Consider the following 16,866-nt stretch of genomic DNA (forward strand, 5'->3'; position numbering starts at 1 on the left):
CCGAGATGTCGGCGATCTGGCGTCACGGCTGGCGGCCTGTCGACAACGGCCCTATGCCGGAATGAAGTTCTTCGACGATCAGTCAGTCCACGCGCAAGGACCTGAGATAGACTGGCGCCCATTCACCAGACAGTTCAAAAGGATTTCCCGATGACCCCATCGCTGCTAATGGCAGTTCTCGCCTCGGGTTTTATCTACGGCATCACGCCGGGGCCGGGTGTGTTGGCGGTGTTCGGCATTGGCGCGGCGCGCGGTCGGCGGGCGGGGGCGGGGTTCTTGTGCGGGCATTTGCTGGGCGATGTGGTCTGGTGCAGTACCGCGTTGATCGCGATTGTCGGCGCGCGGGAAATCGGCAGCACGGCATTCGATGTGTTGGGTGTGTTTAGCGGGTTGTACTTGTTCTGGCTGGGGTTGCGCGCCGTGCGGGCAAAACGTAGCAGTGCCGAGACACCTCAAGGCCCGGCTCGCCAACCGTTCTGGCACGGTATTCTGTTCGGCCTGACCAATCCCAAGGCATACCCGGTGGCGGTGGCTACGTTTACCGCGCTGCTGTCGAGCCGCGCGGAGTTGCTGCACTGGTCGATGCTGCCGTGGCTGATTGTGCTGAGCTTCGTCGGTGGCCTGATCGCCTACGCTATTCTCATCGGCATCGTCGGTGCGCGGCAGGTTCGCGCCCTGTATCAACGCCACGAACTGGCGATCACCCGGTTGTGCGGGGTCATGTTTATCGGTTTTGCCATTAATGCCCTAGCGCACGCGTTGCCGGGGCTGGTCACGAACAAGACTTGAGGCCATATGCAAGAGACCATGGCATCCAGAAATTCCGCGCCGTTGGCGAGCTACATCGATCTGTTGCTGGACGCCGTTTGTGCGGTCGACAAGCAAGGTCGCTTCGTTTTTGTCAGTGCGGCGTGCGAGCGCATTTTTGGCTACACCGCCGATGAACTGATCGGCCAGCCGATGATCGACATGGTGCATCCCGGCGACCGCCAGCGCACCCTCGATGCCGCGCGGGAAATCATGGGCGGCGAGCCCAAACTCAATTTCGAAAACCGTTACCTGCGCAAGGACGGCCAGGTGGCGCACATCCTCTGGTCGGCGCGCTGGTCGGAGCTCGATCAGTTGCGCATCGCCGTGGCTCGGGACATCACCGAACGCAAGCTGGCCGAGTCCCGGCAAGCGGCGTTGTATGCGATTTCCGAAGCGGCTCACGCGGCGGAAGACTTGCTGGCGCTGTTCAAGCGCATTCACCTGATCATCGGCGAATGGCTGCCCGCGCTGAATTTCTCCGTGGCGCTGTATGACGAACACTGCGCGCAGCTGAATTTTCCCTATCACGTCAACGACCATGAGCTGCAACCCGAGCAGCCCGGCACCATCACCGGGCGCCTGTGTGCGGAAGTGATCCGCAGCGGCCTGCCAATTTTGCTGACCCCGGACCAGGGCCATTCGCCCGCAGGCTTTGAAATGTTGGTCGAGGGGCCGAACTCACCGTGCTGGCTCGGTGTACCCCTGAATTCGCAAAACGGCACCATCGGCGCGCTCATCGTCAAAAGCGTTCCGGGTGGCGAGCGCTACACCGAGCGGGACAAGGAACTGCTGCAATACGTCTGCGCCCAGGTCGCGACCGCCATCGAGCGCAAGCAATTGCATGCCCGGTTGCAGCGCATGGCGCAGTACGACCAGTTGACTCAACTGCCCAATCGCGAGCTGCTGCGAGATCGTCTCAAAGCTTCACTGGCGCTGGCTCGAGCCGATGGCGGGCGCATGGCGTTGCTGTACGTCGACCTCGATCGTTTCAAGGACGTTAACGACACCCACGGTCATGCGGTGGGCGACATGCTGTTGCAAGCGGTGGCCAATCGGATCAAAGGTTGCGTGCGCGAAACCGACACCGTGGCGCGTATCGGCGGGGACGAGTTTGTGGTGTTGTTGCATAGCATCCACGGCCTGGAAGACGCCGACAGCGTGGCGGAAAAAATCCTCCAGGTCCTGGCTCAGCCGCTGCGTCTGGACGGGCATAACCTGAACATCCACACCAGTATCGGCGTCGCTCATTACCCCGAGCACGGCACCGAAGAAAAGCAGTTGTTCAGGCATGCCGACGAGGCCATGTACGCCGCCAAACGCCAGCATCACCTGCGACTCGAAGTCTGATATTTCGCCGCCGTTCGTCGCGGCGTTTTCAGGTTTTCTAAACCTTTTGGGGCTCGTTCATTCTGATTTTATGCGGGCTGCTGCTCGCCTGGATCATTTACCAAGAGGTAGAGAATCATGCCTAACTCAAGAAACTCGAACTCGGGAAACTTCGCCAACGATCGAACGAAGGCGTCTGAAGCCGGTCGCAAAGGTGGGAAAACCACCACAACGACTGTTGATAAAGACTCTACGAAACCCGAGATGGGCCGCAAAGGTCCTCAGAAGTCCAAGTAGTGATTGAAGGTGGTTTTGATCGAGAGGCGGGGGCGCAAGCTCCCGCTTGAATTTTTTCAGAAGGAGGGCGCGACCATGAGCCGGATGGCCACCCGAATACGTAACACAGGTTTCGCCACGTTACTGGGATTGTGCGCCAGCAGTGCCTTTGCCCAGTCCCCCGCCGAATTCATCAACGATACCTCGGCCCAAGGCATGGCCGACATCGAAGCCAGTCGCCTGGCGCATCAGAAATCCGAATCCAAAGAGGTCAAGGACTACACCATCGTCGTCATCAACGACCGCACCACCGCCAACCAGCACCTGGCGAAAATCGCCAAACAACTGGATTTGCCAGTGGCCCCGCGCGAAGAAGTGGTCGACAAGGCCAAAGCCTTGATGCCGCAAGCGATGGACGGCGCAACCTTTGATCAGGCCTACGCCGCCAGTCAGGTGAAAACCACTCAGCAAGCCATCGAGCAACTTCAGCAGCAAGCGCAAACCACGGACATTCCGCAAATCAAAGCGTTCGCTGAAGAAACCCTGCCCAAACTGCAAAACCATCTACAAATGGCCAGGGCGTTGCAGGCCGGTCTATAACCCGGTTTTTTACGACGTTTAAAGCAAACGGCGCGTGATTTACATCACGCGCCGTTTTGTTTGTGTTCAGCACTTATTCAAATCCTGTTTGCGCTGGCTCGTCGTCGCCAGCCCCGCCAGGTCATGCACATCTTTTTCGCCCATGGCCCGATAGTGCCGGCGCAGCGCCTCCAGTTGCTTGAGGTCCAACAACTCCAGCCCCAGCATCGCGTTCTGCGCCTCCTTGTTCACCCGCAGCAACTCATCGATTTTCAAATGCAGGATGTCGGTGTCGCGGTTCTGCGTGTTCTGGATCAGGAACACCATCAGGAACGTGATGATGGTGGTGGAGGTGTTGATGACCAGTTGCCAGGTGTCGTTGAAGCCAAAAATAGGACCGCTCAGGGCCCACAGAATAATAAGAATAAGCGCCCCCATGAATGTCTTGGGGCTGCCGGCCCACAGGGCGAGTTTCTGCGAGATTTTTGCGAATTTCATAGCCGTGTTCCTTATTGGGATGCGCCTGAATGTGTGACAGCGCGGACAGGATGAAAATTCTTTCGGGTTTTGCGCACTCATGGAAGGCCGTATTGCGCTGGCTTCGGATGTAAGAAACCTCTGTATTTCGCAAATCCTGATCGGAATCTTTCTTTGTGCCGGTTTGTGTCTAGTATCAAGGGCAGTCAATTTGCCAGCATGCAAGCACACGGATCGAAACCAGCTCAGAGGTCACTCATGGAATTCTTCGAAAAGTTAGCAAGTCTAGCCGCCAAAGTTCGTTTGCAGAGCGCTGCAATTCAGACGGAAGAAGCGACCAAAAACGCTTTTGTCATGCCGTTTATCAGCACAGTACTGGGCTACGATGTCTTCGATCCGACTGAAGTGACTCCCGAGTTCGTTTGCGATATCGGCACGAAAAAAGGAGAAAAAATTGATTACGCAATCATGAAGGGAGGAGAAGTTCAGATCCTCATCGAATGCAAAAAAATAGGCGAGCCACTCCACATCAATCACGCGTCTCAGTTGTTTCGTTATTTCCATGTCACCAGCGCTCGAATCTCCATCCTTACTAACGGTCAGGTCTACAAATTCTTCACCGACCTGGATGCGCCCAACAAGATGGATGAGAAGCCGTTCCTTGAACTCGACCTGTTGGACATCGATGAGTATTCCGTCCCGGAATTGGTAAAACTCACCAAATCAGCTTTCGATGTGGATTCGATCATCAGCGCCGCAGGTGAATTGAAGTACGTCAGCCAAATCAAAAAGGTCATTGCGGCTCAAGTCAGCAAACCCGATGACGACTTCGTCAAAGTGTTCGCTTCGCGTGTCTACGACGGGGTGATTACTCAAAAGGTCCGCGAGCAGTTTCATGAACTGACAAGAAAAGCGGTGGTGCAATTTCTCAATGATCAAATCAACGACAGGCTCAAGTCCGCCATGAGCGGTGCCATACAACCTGCGTTGGCTTCTCTGCCAGTTTCGTCCAGCGGGGCTGATCAACCGGATGTGCGGGACGAGTCGGAGGACAAGGTCCTGACGACATTGGAAGAACTGGAGGGGTATCACATCGTTCGTGCCGTGGTCCGGTCTGTGGTCGATGCCAAGCGGATTGTTCAGCGCGACACTCAGAGTTACTTCGGTATTCTGCTCGACGACAACAACCGTAAACCGATCTGTCGCCTGCACTTCAATCGTTCACAGAAGTACATCGGCATTTTTGACGAAGAGAAGAATGAAACCCGACACGCGATAAATTCGGTAGACGATATCTACGAGTATTCGGATCATTTGAAGAAGACGGTTGGGTATTACGCCTAGCATCGATTGTCGTAAACCAGCAAAGATTGGCCGATACGGCCAATGCCAGTTAAGGATGATGCATACCTTGTGGCGAGGGAGCTTGCTCCCGCTGGACTGCGCAGCAGTCCCCTTCTTTTTTGGGTGAGAAAGGGGGGACGCTTCGCACCCCAGCGGGAGCAAGCTCCCTCGCCACAGGTTTCTTATCGCTTGTGCTTCTCCGGCATAAGCCTAGGTGGTCGGTTTTTTGTGGCTGTTGTTTGCTACTTCAGTTTCACTACCCAACTCAAGTTACCCATCGCCTCGCAACAACGCACCGACAGGAGAACGCAATGAGTTGGTCCGCCAAACAATACGTCGCTTTTGAAGATGAACGCACCCGCCCGGCACGAGACCTGCTCGCGGCCATCCCGCTGGTGGATGCGCGCTCAGCCATCGACATCGGGTGCGGTCCTGGCAATTCGACCGAGTTGCTGGTCGAGCGCTTCACCGGCGCCACGGTGCGTGGCGTCGACAGTTCGACCGACATGATCGAGGCCGCTCGCAAGCGCCTGCCAAACGTGCAGTTCGACACCGTTGATATCGGAACCTGGAACGATAGCGGCCCGTTCGACGTGATTTTCGCCAACGCCGTGTTGCAATGGCTGCCCGATCACGCGACGTTACTGCCGTCGCTGGCCACCCGACTGACCGAGGGCGGCAGCCTGGCCATCCAGATGCCCGACAACCTCAACGAACCGTCCCATCGCCTGATGCGCGAAGTAGCCGCCGAAGGCCCGTGGGCCAGCAAACTGGCGGATGCCGCCGGTCAACGCACAGAGATGGCCAGTGCCAGCGATTACTACTCGATGCTGCGGCCGCACTGTGCGCGCGTCGATGTGTGGCGCACCACCTACCATCATCCGCTGGCGGGTGGCGCGTCGGGTGTGGTCGAGTGGTTCAAGGGCAGCGGTTTGCGGCCGTTTCTCGAACCGCTGGATGACGCGGAAAAGGTGCAATACCTCAAGCAATACCACGCGGCGATTGAGCAGGCTTATCCGGCGTTGAACGATGGTTCGGTGCTGTTGCCGTTTCCGCGGTTGTTTATTGTTGCGACTCGATAATGCAAAAAGGGACGGATCACGCTGAGCGTTATCTGTCCCTGTGTTTGGCACTCAAGTATTCAAAAATAAACGAAGCAAAGCCGAACAACCCGATCAACGAAATGATCATGATCCCCAACTCTGAATTGTCCATGTAGATCTCTAGGTGAATGTTGAGCTGACAGAATAAGGCACCTGTAGTCAGGACCAACACCGCACTACTGCTTCTTTACCTGATTTCAAAGACCTATACGCAAAATATACAAGAACCCGGCGTGGCTCTTAGCGATGAACGCTAACCAGCAACATCATCGGCCGTTCCCGCTCTTCGGCCAGCGCCGGTTGCGCCGCGACCTCGGCATCGCTCGGCCCCCATTCGTTGACATGCTCGATGCTGAAACCCGCGCCAATCAGCGTATTGAACAGCGTGCCAAGGGTTCGGTGCTGCTTGATCACGCCTTCCGCCAGCCAGTTCGTCACCCGCTCGCCTTCCCGTTGATAACTGTCCACCGGCCACCGCTTGCGGCCCTCGCCGTCGATCAACCATCCCGGATTGCGCGGAGCCATGAAGATCGGATGCTCGATGGAAAACACAAAGCGCGAACCAGGTTGAAGGGCCGCGTGGATCGTCGCGAACAACCCCGGCAGATCCTTGATGTAGTGCAGCGCCAGTGAGCTGTACGCCAGGTCGAAACCGCCTTTGGGTAAATCAAGCTGTTCCAGATCTGCCCGTGAATAGTGGATATTTTCCGCCGATGTAGTTTTGCGAGCCTGCTCCAGCATCTTCTCCGAGACGTCCAGACCGAGCACGCTATCAGCGCCTCGCTCACTGGCCCAGCGGCTGAACCAGCCGTAACCGCAACCGAGGTCTACGACCTTCAGGCCTTTCATCGGTGGCAGCATTGATTTGAGTGTTGGCCATTCCGGTGCTGCGTCGAGGCCTCCGAGGGAACGGCCCATTTGGCTGTAGCCCTGGAAAAACTCCGGATCGTCGTAGATGTTTTGAGTCATGTCGGGTTGCTCTCGTTGAGATCGTTGGTGGACGGAATTTGGGCCGCGCCGATTGGTTTCCCTCGAAGCGTTGTGGCGCGTATTCGTTGATGGTCGCGCGGGGGGAGGGGGCGTTGGAGATGGCGAAAATGCGAGAGTATCCCGAAGAAACAAGGGGCAACAAGACGATCAACTGAGCGAAAACAGTTAACGCTGTTTCATGCGCAGCTCTCGGATTTTGCCTACGACCTAAGCGGGAATCACCCGCTATCCACTGGTGGGTAGACGGGACATAGTGCTCCGCAGAACGGACTGCACGATGGGTGCTGAGTGATTGACGTCCGATAGATTTTGCCGGCTTCGCAGAAAGCGACGCTTAGGTTGGCGGCTAAAAGCCGAGAAGGATGATCAATGCTCCAGAACGACCGCGACAATTCACGGACTCAACACGGTCCGCGAGAGGAGAAAGAAACATGTCCACACATCGTAGTAATCGAGCAAGCATCGAGCAATTGCATCGTGAAATGGAGGCTTTAGCTGAAGAGATGAGACGCCCGGCCCCGACCAAAATCCGCACTACGTTGTTGCCGTTCAGCATCGGTGCTGCATTCGCGCTGACCCTGTTTGTCGTCGTCGCTTTTGTCGCAAAGCATCTTTAATTCTCTGTCGGCTCAGATACCTTTTTTCGTAGTATCGGAGCGCTGAAACAAACCTCATCGTTGTGCCCTCCCTGGCAACCTCCCACCAACTAACGCTTGTCGGCTATCTACCGTCCACAACTGATCGGCGGCGTCGTACAACTCACGGCCAAATTGATCGGCTGGCGTTGACTGGCAGTACCGGCCGAAGAGTCAGCGCTGCACACAAATCCCGCCCATAAAAAAACCGGCCACGAAGGACCGGTTTTTTCTTATCTCTACATCCCCCGTCTAAACATCCTCAACGTGAGACCAAAATTCGATTGGAGCGGGTGAAGGGAATCGAACCCTCGTTATCAGCTTGGGAAGCTGGAGTAATGCCATTATACGACACCCGCTCAGAGCGGCTGACTTTGTACCAGATGTGCGCGTGGAAATGAAGTTTTTCTTTGCGCGGGATAGCTTTAGCGCAGATGTAGCAAGGCACACACCGCAAAAACGGTCTATCGCGGGCAAGCCTCGCGCCTACAGGAATGCGTTGAACTACTGTAGGGCGACGCTTGCTCGCGAGGACGCTGTTTCAGATTGCCAGTGCATGGTGATCCTGGACGTAGTGGTAACGCGTTCGACTGGTGTGTGGTTCAGGTTTCAGGAACCCCAGCAGGGCATTGCGGCTGTCTCGGCAGGCGGCTTTGTGTTCCATGTCGAGAAAGTGGCCGGTGGCTTCCAGGGTCGTGAAGGTGGCGTGTTGCACATGGTTGGCGAACAAGCGCGCGCCATCGGCGGCGGTGTATTCGTCCCATTCGCCGTTCATGAACAGCACCGGTACGTTGATTTTTTCCGCGGCCTGAAGAAAGCACTGGCGATCACTGTGCAGCAGGTCGTTGATGTGGAAGTGCATCTGCCCGTATTCATGATCGGCCAGGCTGCTGACGTGCCGGTAGTTGAAGCGCTTGAACAGGGTCGGCAAATGTTTGCCGATGGTGCTGTTCACCAGGTTGCCGACCCGGTCGCCGTCGCGGCTGCCGAGGTAATCGACGCCGCGCTCGAGGTAGTCGAGCATGTGCGCGTTGATCTCCGGGGAGAATGAGCTGATCACGGCTTTTTCGATCCGGCGTGGCCGTTGGGCGAGGGCGACCAGGGTCGCGGCACCGCCCCAGGAAAACGACAGCACGTGTTCGGCGCCGAAGTGGTCGATCAGCTCCAGGAGGATCTGCCCTTCGACTTCCTTGGTCAGCAATTTCTCGTGCAGGTTGTGCGCCTTGGACTTGCCCGCGTAGGGCTGGTCGTAGCAAACCACATTGAACTGCGGATGAAGGTTTTTCACGGTTTGTGCAAACGACGCAGTCGTGGCCATCGAGCCGTTGACCAGGATAATGGTCTTCTCTGCGGCGTCTGCGCGATAGAACTCCGTGTAAACCCGATACTGACCCTGTATATCCAGCACAGCGATTTCTGGCCTCATGTCATAAGACTCCTGGCAAGCGGGTATGCGCGCAAATGAGATTGCACGAGCTTTGTGACAGGTAGGCATACGCCTGGAATTTGGAGGCCCATGTCGATCCGTACAGCAGGTCGACGGGTATTATTATTGGCGGGCAGTCTGCCGGTCTGAGGCGGAACCTGAGGGTTCTCTAACCGACAAAAAGTTTCTTAGAAGTATGTTGTGACTCGTCAGTCACATTTCGGCTGACGACCTGATTCAAGCAGGGGCGGCGTCATCGCGCAAGTGTCATCGGTGAATTGTTCGACAACTTCTGCTGAGCGGTCGCCTGCTTAGAACAAATGAATCTCTTCGGTGCGCAATGCGCGGTACTCGCCCGGTTTTAGCGCGTTATCGAGCGCCAGCGGGCCCATGCGTTCGCGGTGCAGGCGCAGGACCTTGTTGTCGAAATGGCCGAACATGCGCTTCACCTGGTGGTACCGGCCTTCGACAATGCTCAGCCGCGCCGATTTCGGTCCCAGCAGTTCCAGCTCGGCGGGCTGGGTGGTGAGCTCTTCGAAAGCGAAGTACAGCCCTTCAGTGAATTTCACCGCATATTCCGGGCCGATGTCCTGCTCGGTCTCGACGTAGTAGACCTTGGGCAGTTTGGTTTGCGGTTGAGTCAGGCGTCGCGACCAGCTGCCGTCATTGGTGATCAGCATCAGACCGGTGGTGTTGAAATCGAGACGACCGGCGATGTGCAACTCGTCCTTGTCCGGCTCGTGGATCAGGTCGAGGACCGTCGGGTGTTCGGGGTCGCGGGTGGCGCTGACGCAGCCGGGTGGCTTGTGCAGCATGAAGTAGCGCGCTGGCTTGCCGGCTTGCAGGACTTCTTCATCGACCTCGACGCGGCTGAACTCGAGCACCTCGGCATGCGGGTCGCTGACAATGTTGCCGTCGATCCGCACGCGCTTTTCCACCAGCAACAGGCGCACTTGCTTACGGTTGAAGCGCGGCAGGTTACTGAGGAAACGGTCAACGCGCATGGCAAGGGTTCGGTGGGAAAAGGGCCGCGTATCTTACGTGATCGGCCGGGCGCGTGCTTACAGCTGCGCCTCGACCTGCGCGCAGCGTGGGCACAGGCAGGATTTGTCACGCAGTTCCGGCGGCAGCGCTTCGAGCACGGCCGGGTCGATGCTGACGCCGTAGCACCAACAGGCGCGATCGGCGGTTTTCGGATCGGCCAGGGTGCAGTCGTTGGACGCGCCGCAGGCCGGGCAGAAGTCAGGCGTGTTCATGGATTATTCATAGCTGGAGTGAGACTTTCCACGCAGGTGCGATTACGGCCGGATTGTTTGGCTGTGCGCCAAAGGCAGGCATTCTAACGGCACTGCCGGGAAATAACTGCTGCATTGCGTCGGACACGCACCTTGTGGGAGTGAGCCTGCTCGCGATAGCGGTGGGTCAGACGACATTTGTGTTGAATGTGCTGACGCCATCGCGAGCAGGCTCGCTCCCACAGGGGATTGGGTTCAGGTTCGGGATTGCAGGTAGGCGCGCCAGCCACCGAGGTGGCTGATGTCCACCGCGCCTTCTAATCCATACGCTTCGCAGATAAACCCGCTCTCCCAGCGTCCGTCCGCCAGTTGCACTTTGCCCAATCCGAGCGGTGCCGGGATTCCAGTCAAGAACGAGCCCAACTCGCTGCTCGGCAATTCCCAAACCTCCACCGCAATCGCCACGCCGCCATCCTTTACCCGAACCATCCCCGGACGAAACGGCGGGCCGCCGGCCAAGGCATACAGTTGATAGTCTGGCGAACTGAACGTCGTCTCGACCAGCCGCGCCCCGCGCCGCTTCAATTGCCAGTTCAGCGCCAAGCCGTCCAGGTGCGCGCCACACACCACCAGCCGCGCCCGATCGTTACGCGCGACCGTCGTCGGCGCCGCCGTGGTCAAGCCTTGCTGGCGCTGGAAAGCGTCCGCCACGCTCAGCAAGTACTGATCGGTAAACGCCCGGCCAAACAGGGTCACGCCCCACGGCAGGCCATTGCCCATGAAGGCGCTGGGTACGGCGACGGCGGCGTAGTCGAGCAGGTTCATGAAGTTGGTGTAGTAGCCCAGTTCCGAATTGCGCAGCACCGGTTCGGCGTCCAGTTGCGCCAGTGTCACCGGGCGGCCTATGGTCGGCGTGAGCACGCAATCGAGGCCTTCCAGTGCCTTGTCGCACAGCGCCTTCAAGGCTTGCAGCCGATACTGCGCGCGAAAGGTTTGTACGCCGGTCACCGCCGGCGCCTTGGCCAGCACCGCACGAATCACCGGCAACACGGCTTGTGGTTTTTGCTCCATCAATTCCCCGGCCACGCTGTAGCGCTCGGCCACCCATGGTCCTTCGTAGAGCAAACGAGCCGCTTCGAGAAACGGCGACATATCCAGTTCGACGGCTTCACCGCCCAAGGCCTTGAGCCGGTCGATGGCATCCCCGAACAATAGCGGGCCTTCGGGGCAACCGAAGAATTCCAGGTCCTGCGCACGCGGCACGCCGAAGCGGAACGGGCGCGGTGTACCGAATGCTGCGCCGTCATTCCACTGCGGATTGCTACGGCTGTATTCATCGCGCGGGTCGAGGTGTGCGGTGAGCGCGAGTAACTGGCTGGCCTCGCGAGCGGTCGCGGTGAAGGTCGTGACGCAATCGAGCGTGCGACAGGCCGGCACCACACCGGCTGTGGAGATCAAGCCTTTGGTGGCTTTCAATCCCACCAGATTATTCAACCCCGCCGGCACACGCCCCGATCCTGCGGTGTCGGTGCCCAACGAAAAACTCGCCACACCCAACGCTACTGCCAACGAAGACCCGGCGCTGGAACCGCCCGACGGATATTCCGCCAACACGCTGTTCGGGCACGCGCCATACGGTGAACGGCTGCCATTGAGGCCGGTGGCAAATTGATCGAGGTTGGTCTTGCCCAACGGGATCGCCCCCAGCGCCAGCAACTGCTCGACGATGGTCGCCGAACGCTCCGGCACATAGGCGAAATCAGGACACGCTGCTGTGGTCGGAATGCCCGCCAGGTCGATGTTGTCCTTGATCGCGAACGGCACGCCGTACAGCGGCAGGCTGTCGATGTCGCAGCCGTCGAGGGCGGCGAGGTACGGTTCCAGTTCTTCGACACTGAGCAAGTGGATGAACAGGTGATAGTCCGGGTTCAGCGCCGCGGCTTTGTCGCGCAGACCCAGCAGCAATTGACGGGGCGTGATGTTGCCGAGGCGATAAGCGCTGCGCAGGGCGTCGAGTTGCAGATTGATGTTCATGGCGTTAATCCTTTTCGAAATAGGTTCAGTCGAGTTCCAGCACCACGACGCGCTGTCCGGCGCGCACGGCGGATCCGGGCTGCACACGAATCTCACGCACCACGCCGGCCGTCGGCGCTAGCAGCGGAATTTCCATCTTCATCGACTCCAGAATCACCAGCACATCGCCGGCTTCCACACGGCTGCCGGTCTCCACTTGAACCTGCCAGAGGTTGCCGGCGATGTGGCTGTCGACGCTCATTTCACCGCTGGCGAGAGCGGCATCTTCGGTCGCTTCCGGGACCAATTCTTCGCTGTCGAAATGCGCCTGACCGCTGGCAATCCAGCGTTCGCGTTCAGCGTTGAAAGCGCCTTGCTGCTGATCGCGAAACGCAGCGATGGTCTCGGCTTCTTTCGCCAGGAATGCCTGATAGTCCGCGAGGTTCAACTGGCTGTGTTCGATGTTCAGCTCGAAACGCCCGAGCGGGAAGTCCTTGCGGATGCGCAGCAGTTCATCGGCGCTCACCGGGTAGAAACGGATCTGGTCGAAGAAGCGCAACAACCACGGTTTACCATCGAATGCGGCGACTTCGCGGTAGCGGTTCCACATCTGCAAAGTGCGCCCGACAAACTGATAGCCGCCGGGGCCTTCCATGCCGTAGACGCACATGTAGGCGCCGCCGATGCCCACCGAATTTTCCGCGGTCCAGGTGCGGGCCGGGTTGTATTTGGTGGTCACCAGACGATGACGCGGGTCGAGTGGGGTGGCGACCGGTGCGCCGAGGTAAACGTCGCCCAGGCCCATCACCAGGTAGCTGGCGTCGAACACCGTGCGCTGCACTTCGTCGAGGTTGGGCAGGTCGTTGATGCGGCGGATGAACTCCAGATTGCTCGGGCACCACGGCGCGTCCTTGCGCACGGTGGTCATGTATTTCTCGATGGCGAGCTGGCAGGCCGGGTCGTCCCAGGACAACGGCAAGTGCACGATGCGCGAGGGCACTTGCAAGTCCTTGGCGGCGCACACGGCGTCCCATTCACCGGCGACGATGCCGAGCAGGTCGGCCAGCGGCAGTTGCTCGGGTTGGTAGTGCACTTGCAGCGAACGGATGCCCGGAGTGAGGTCGATCACACCGTGCAGGTGTTTGCTTTCCAGCGCTTGCATGAGGGCGTGGGCGCGGAAGCGCAAGACAAGATCGAGCTCCGGCGCGCCGATTTCGAGCAGCAGGTGAGTATCCCCGGAAAGGCGTGCAACCAGCCGCGTATCCCCCTGACCCAAATCCAGCACCACAGGCGACACAACCCTCTGTAGGAGTGAGCCTGCTCGCGATAGCGGTGTGTCAGTCACATCAATGTTGGCTGTACTGCCGTCATCGCGAGCAGGCTCGCTCCCACAAGGGGAATTCCATTTCAAGGCGAGGGTGCGGGCGGTCTGGATATCGACGGGGATGAATTGCACTTTGTCCCCGGCCTTCAATTGGCCAAGCTGCCAAAGGTCCGCCTCGATCACGGTCACCGGGCACACAAACCCACCGAGGCTCGGGCCGTCCGGGCCGAGGATCACCGGCATATCCCCGGTAAAATCCACCGCCCCGATGGCATACGGATTGTCATGAATGTTCGACGGATGCAGCCCCGCTTCACCGCCGTCGGCACGCACCCATTCCGGCTTCGGCCCGATCAGGCGCACGCCGGTCCGGCTGGAGTTGAAATGCACTTCCCACTGGGTCGCGAAGAACGTGCCGATGTAATTTTCAGTGAAGTATTCCGGCGCGCCATGCGGGCCGTAGATCACGCGGATTGTCCGCACCGCAGGCAAACCGGCGATGTCAGGCAGTTGCGCACCGACACTACGGTCATTCAACGCCGGTACATGCAACACATCCCCCGCCCGCAACGCACGACCGCCGTGCCCGCCAAACTGACCGAGGGTGAAGGTGCTTTTGCTCCCCAGATAGTCCGGAACCTGCAAGCCACCGCGTACGCACAGATAGCTGCGCGCGCCCGCACCGGCAATCGTTCCGAGACTCAATGCGGCACCGGCCGGAATCAGCAGCGCCGTGTTCATTGCAACGGATTCACCGTTCAGCGTCAGCGGAATCACCGCCCCGGTCACCGCCACCACGGCATCACAATTGAAGCGCAGCAACGGCCCGCTCATGGTGATTTCCAGCGCGGCGGCACCTTCTTCGTTGCCCAGCAACAGATTGCCCAGACGCAGCGCGCGACTGTCCATCGGCCCCGACGGCGGCACGCCCACCGCCCAATAACCGAGGCGGCCGGGATAGTCCTGAACGCTGGTTTGCGTCCCGGCGCTGAGCACTTCAAAAGTGTTGGCCTGATACACCAGGTTTTCCAGGCAACGCGTCCACGGCTGGCCGCTGGCGAAAGGCGCATCCTGCAAAATCTGCCGCAGATAATCGCGGTTGGTTTCCACGCCATAAAGCAGGCTGTCACCCAATGCCTGATGCAGATCGGCGCGTGCTTCTTCGCGGGTTGGTGCCCAACTGATGACCTTGGCGATCATCGGGTCGAAGTACGGCGGGATCTCACAACCGGCCTCGACCCAGGTGTCGATGCGCAGTTGGATGCCGTTGGCGGCCGGGAAATTTACGGCGGTGAGCAGGCCTGGGCTTGGCTGAAAATCACGCCCCGGATCTTCGGCATACAGCCGTGCCTGAATCGCGTGCCCTTCGGCTCTCAACCCTTGGCTCAACTCACGCAGCGGCGGCAAATCACCGGCGGCGAGTTCGACCATCCAGCGCACCAGATCGACGCCCCAGACTTGTTCGGTAACGCCGTGTTCGACCTGCAAACGGGTGTTCACTTCAAGGAAATAGAAGCGCTGGTCTTCGCTGTCGAAGACAAATTCCACGGTGCCGGCGCTGCGGTAGTTCACCGCTTTCGCCAGTTTGATCGCCGCTGCGCACAGGTCGTCGGCCATGCCTTCAGGCAGGTTCGGCGCCGGGGTTTCTTCGAGGACTTTCTGGTTGCGCCGTTGTACTGAGCAGTCGCGCACGCCGAGGGCAATCACCTCGCCGCGACCATCGCCGAACACCTGAACTTCCAGGTGCCGCGCGCGCTGGATGTACTTCTCGATGAACACGCCGGCATCACTGAAATTGTTCTGGCCGAGGCGTTTCACCGCTTCGAAGGATTCGCTCAGTTCAGCCGCGCTGCGGCACACGCGCATGCCGATACCGCCACCGCCGGCAGTGCTCTTGAGCATCACCGGGTAGCCGACCTGTTCGCCGGCGATCAGGGCGGCGTCGAGGCTGTCGAGCAGTTCGGTGCCTTCAAGCATTGGCACGCCGTGTTGCTTGGCCAGGGCGCGGGCGGTGTGCTTGAGGCCGAACACGCGCAGCTGTTCGGGAGTAGGGCCGATGAAGGCGATGTTGGCGGCTTCACAGGCTTCGGCAAAAGCGGCGTTTTCCGAAAGGAAACCGTAGCCGGGATGAATGGCCGTGGCACCAGTAGATTTGGCGATGGCGAGGATCTTGTCGACCGCCAGATAGGTGCCGGCGGCCGCGCCTTCGCCGAGGCTGTGGGCCTCGTCTGCTTGCAGGAGGTGCAGGCTCGCGGCATCGGCTTCGGAGTACACGGCGACGCCGTTGACCTGCAACTCACGCAGGGTGCGCAGGATGCGGCAGGCAATGGCGCCACGGTTGGCAATCAGGACTTTTTCGAACATGGCATAACCCCCGGAGGCGATTGCGCATCAGCCTCGACCTGGGATGCGGGCCGTCCCGCAGTTTTTCGATAAGCGCCGGGGTCGTCCCCGACGGCAGAATCACTAATCTTGAAAGCACCGTCGATCAAATGTGGGAGCGGGCTTGCTCGCGAAAGCGGAGTGTCAGTCGACATCAATGTTGAATGTGACGGTCCCTTCGCGAGCAAGCCCGCTCCCACATTTGAGTTGTGGTGGTTTTACTTTTTCAGGCACTGACCGGAGCGGGACTGGCACAGGGTGAATAACCATCTGCGCAACCGCGCGATTTTCAGTTCCATACCAGTAACTCCGCAGGTGTCGGGTTGTAGGCGTTGCACGGGTTGTTCAGTTGCGGGCAGTTGGAAATCAGCACGATCACGTCCATTTCCGCCCGCAGGTCGACGTATTTGCCCGGTGCCGAAATGCCGTCTGCAAAGGTCAAGCCGCCGTCCGCCGTGACCGGCACATTCATGAAGAAGTTGATGTTCGGCCCGATGTCGCCCTTGCCCAGTCGCCCGTCGTGGACGCAGGCGCGCAGGTAGTTGTCGCGGCAGCTGTGCATGTAGCGTTTTTCCAGGGCGTAGCGCACGGTGTTGCTCTCTTGCGCGCAGGCGCCGCCGAGGGTGTCGTGACGGCCGCAGGTGTCGGCGACGATGGTCAGCATCGGTTTGCCGAGGTTGGAATACAGGACGCTGCCGGTGCTCAGGTACACGCTGTTTTGTCGACGCAGGGTGCGTTGCACGTCGTAGCGTTCCTTGGGGTTGGCCACGCTGTAGAACAACGTATCGACGGCTTGATTGCCTTCCAGGTCGAGGATGCGCAAGGTCTGGCCGGCCTTGACTTCCATCAGCCACGGTTCGCCGGCCGGTATGGTTGCACGGTAGATCGCGGTGTCGGGCTGTCTGCTTGTGTGAACGGCAGCGGTAGAGATTGCAAGTGACATGGC

At 59.1% G+C, this 16,866-nt stretch carries 15 protein-coding genes and 1 tRNA gene; 7 read left to right on the plus strand and 9 right to left on the minus strand.

Annotated elements, in window-relative coordinates:
* Window positions 1-150 precede the first annotated feature (150 nt).
* The 4 genes from BK660_RS14375 to BK660_RS14390 all read left to right on the plus strand — a co-directional run bounded on the left by BK660_RS14375 (window position 151) and on the right by BK660_RS14390 (window position 3,012).
* Window positions 151-789: a LysE family translocator gene (locus BK660_RS14375; protein WP_123433829.1), complete on the plus strand. Its 639-nt coding sequence runs from the start codon at window positions 151-153 to the stop codon at window positions 787-789.
* 18 nt (window positions 790-807) lie between these two features.
* Window positions 808-2,157 carry a sensor domain-containing protein gene (locus BK660_RS14380; protein WP_123434610.1) on the plus strand — a complete coding sequence of 450 codons (1,350 nt, stop codon included), beginning with the start codon at window positions 808-810 and terminating at the stop codon, window positions 2,155-2,157.
* Window positions 2,158-2,274: 117 nt separating this feature from the next.
* The gene (locus tag BK660_RS14385) at window positions 2,275-2,433 is read left to right on the plus strand and encodes a KGG domain-containing protein (protein WP_081744010.1); all 159 of its coding nucleotides are present in this window, start codon (window positions 2,275-2,277) and stop codon (window positions 2,431-2,433) included.
* Window positions 2,434-2,508: 75 nt separating this feature from the next.
* Complete coding sequence (locus BK660_RS14390; protein ID WP_123433830.1) at window positions 2,509-3,012, plus strand: DUF4142 domain-containing protein; 504 nt, start codon at window positions 2,509-2,511, stop codon at window positions 3,010-3,012.
* A gap of 66 nt (window positions 3,013-3,078) precedes the next feature.
* Here BK660_RS14390 and BK660_RS14395 read toward each other — a convergent pair whose 3' ends face one another.
* Window positions 3,079-3,489: a low affinity iron permease family protein gene (locus BK660_RS14395; RefSeq protein WP_123433831.1), complete on the minus strand. Its 411-nt coding sequence runs from the start codon at window positions 3,487-3,489 to the stop codon at window positions 3,079-3,081.
* A 237-nt stretch (window positions 3,490-3,726) separates the two neighbouring features.
* Between BK660_RS14395 and BK660_RS14400 the strand changes: the two genes are divergently transcribed.
* Together BK660_RS14400 and tam are read left to right on the plus strand one after the other, a co-directional pair.
* Window positions 3,727-4,812, plus strand: a complete 1,086-nt coding sequence (locus BK660_RS14400; protein ID WP_123433832.1) for a type I restriction endonuclease — start codon at window positions 3,727-3,729, stop codon at window positions 4,810-4,812.
* Between the two features lie 311 nt (window positions 4,813-5,123).
* Window positions 5,124-5,894, plus strand: coding sequence for a trans-aconitate 2-methyltransferase (tam, locus tag BK660_RS14410; RefSeq protein ID WP_123433833.1), 771 nt, complete (start codon window positions 5,124-5,126; stop codon window positions 5,892-5,894).
* A 261-nt stretch (window positions 5,895-6,155) separates the two neighbouring features.
* On the opposite strand, the gene BK660_RS14415 is transcribed toward tam, so the two are convergent.
* Window positions 6,156-6,884 (minus strand): class I SAM-dependent methyltransferase, encoded by a 729-nt coding sequence (locus tag BK660_RS14415; protein ID WP_123433834.1) that lies wholly within the window; start codon window positions 6,882-6,884, stop codon window positions 6,156-6,158.
* 452 nt (window positions 6,885-7,336) lie between these two features.
* On the opposite strand from BK660_RS14415, the gene BK660_RS14420 reads away from it, so the two are divergent.
* The gene (locus tag BK660_RS14420) at window positions 7,337-7,522 is read left to right on the plus strand and encodes a hypothetical protein (RefSeq protein ID WP_123433835.1); all 186 of its coding nucleotides are present in this window, start codon (window positions 7,337-7,339) and stop codon (window positions 7,520-7,522) included.
* 303 nt (window positions 7,523-7,825) lie between these two features.
* Here BK660_RS14420 and BK660_RS14425 read toward each other — a convergent pair.
* From BK660_RS14425 to BK660_RS14460, 7 genes are all read right to left on the minus strand, one after another.
* Window positions 7,826-7,899: transfer RNA gene (locus tag BK660_RS14425), tRNA-Gly, on the minus strand.
* Window positions 7,900-8,081: 182 nt separating this feature from the next.
* The gene (locus tag BK660_RS14430; protein ID WP_123433836.1) at window positions 8,082-8,966 is read right to left on the minus strand and encodes an alpha/beta fold hydrolase; all 885 of its coding nucleotides are present in this window, start codon (window positions 8,964-8,966) and stop codon (window positions 8,082-8,084) included.
* A gap of 311 nt (window positions 8,967-9,277) precedes the next feature.
* Window positions 9,278-9,970 carry a pseudouridine synthase gene (locus BK660_RS14435; protein WP_123433837.1) on the minus strand — a complete coding sequence of 231 codons (693 nt, stop codon included), beginning with the start codon at window positions 9,968-9,970 and terminating at the stop codon, window positions 9,278-9,280.
* A gap of 57 nt (window positions 9,971-10,027) precedes the next feature.
* The gene (locus tag BK660_RS14440; protein WP_123433838.1) at window positions 10,028-10,222 is read right to left on the minus strand and encodes a cysteine-rich CWC family protein; all 195 of its coding nucleotides are present in this window, start codon (window positions 10,220-10,222) and stop codon (window positions 10,028-10,030) included.
* Window positions 10,223-10,456: 234 nt separating this feature from the next.
* Entirely contained in the window at window positions 10,457-12,235 is a 1,779-nt protein-coding gene (gene atzF / locus BK660_RS14450) for an allophanate hydrolase (RefSeq protein ID WP_123433839.1), read from the minus strand.
* A gap of 25 nt (window positions 12,236-12,260) precedes the next feature.
* The gene (gene uca / locus BK660_RS14455; RefSeq protein WP_123433840.1) at window positions 12,261-15,902 is read right to left on the minus strand and encodes an urea carboxylase; all 3,642 of its coding nucleotides are present in this window, start codon (window positions 15,900-15,902) and stop codon (window positions 12,261-12,263) included.
* Window positions 15,903-16,209: 307 nt separating this feature from the next.
* Window positions 16,210-16,863 (minus strand): urea amidolyase associated protein UAAP2, encoded by a 654-nt coding sequence (locus BK660_RS14460; RefSeq protein ID WP_123433841.1) that lies wholly within the window; start codon window positions 16,861-16,863, stop codon window positions 16,210-16,212.
* Between the last annotated feature and the right edge of the window lie 3 nt (window positions 16,864-16,866).

It is taken from the genome of Pseudomonas brassicacearum, assembly GCF_003732265.1.
Taxonomy (GTDB): domain Bacteria; phylum Pseudomonadota; class Gammaproteobacteria; order Pseudomonadales; family Pseudomonadaceae; genus Aquipseudomonas; species Aquipseudomonas brassicacearum_D.

Coding starts and splice junctions, on each gene's coding strand:
- BK660_RS14375 (WP_123433829.1), top strand. CDS start 151: ATGACCCCATCGCTGCTAATGGCAGTTCTCGCCTCGGGTTTTATCTAC.
- BK660_RS14380 (WP_123434610.1), top strand. CDS start 808: ATGGCATCCAGAAATTCCGCGCCGTTGGCGAGCTACATCGATCTGTTG.
- BK660_RS14385 (WP_081744010.1), top strand. CDS start 2,275: ATGCCTAACTCAAGAAACTCGAACTCGGGAAACTTCGCCAACGATCGA.
- BK660_RS14390 (WP_123433830.1), top strand. CDS start 2,509: ATGAGCCGGATGGCCACCCGAATACGTAACACAGGTTTCGCCACGTTA.
- BK660_RS14395 (WP_123433831.1), bottom strand. CDS start 3,489: ATGAAATTCGCAAAAATCTCGCAGAAACTCGCCCTGTGGGCCGGCAGC.
- BK660_RS14400 (WP_123433832.1), top strand. CDS start 3,727: ATGGAATTCTTCGAAAAGTTAGCAAGTCTAGCCGCCAAAGTTCGTTTG.
- tam (WP_123433833.1), top strand. CDS start 5,124: ATGAGTTGGTCCGCCAAACAATACGTCGCTTTTGAAGATGAACGCACC.
- BK660_RS14415 (WP_123433834.1), bottom strand. CDS start 6,884: ATGACTCAAAACATCTACGACGATCCGGAGTTTTTCCAGGGCTACAGC.
- BK660_RS14420 (WP_123433835.1), top strand. CDS start 7,337: ATGTCCACACATCGTAGTAATCGAGCAAGCATCGAGCAATTGCATCGT.
- BK660_RS14430 (WP_123433836.1), bottom strand. CDS start 8,966: ATGAGGCCAGAAATCGCTGTGCTGGATATACAGGGTCAGTATCGGGTT.
- BK660_RS14435 (WP_123433837.1), bottom strand. CDS start 9,970: ATGCGCGTTGACCGTTTCCTCAGTAACCTGCCGCGCTTCAACCGTAAG.
- BK660_RS14440 (WP_123433838.1), bottom strand. CDS start 10,222: ATGAACACGCCTGACTTCTGCCCGGCCTGCGGCGCGTCCAACGACTGC.
- atzF (WP_123433839.1), bottom strand. CDS start 12,235: ATGAACATCAATCTGCAACTCGACGCCCTGCGCAGCGCTTATCGCCTC.
- uca (WP_123433840.1), bottom strand. CDS start 15,902: ATGTTCGAAAAAGTCCTGATTGCCAACCGTGGCGCCATTGCCTGCCGC.
- BK660_RS14460 (WP_123433841.1), bottom strand. CDS start 16,863: ATGTCACTTGCAATCTCTACCGCTGCCGTTCACACAAGCAGACAGCCC.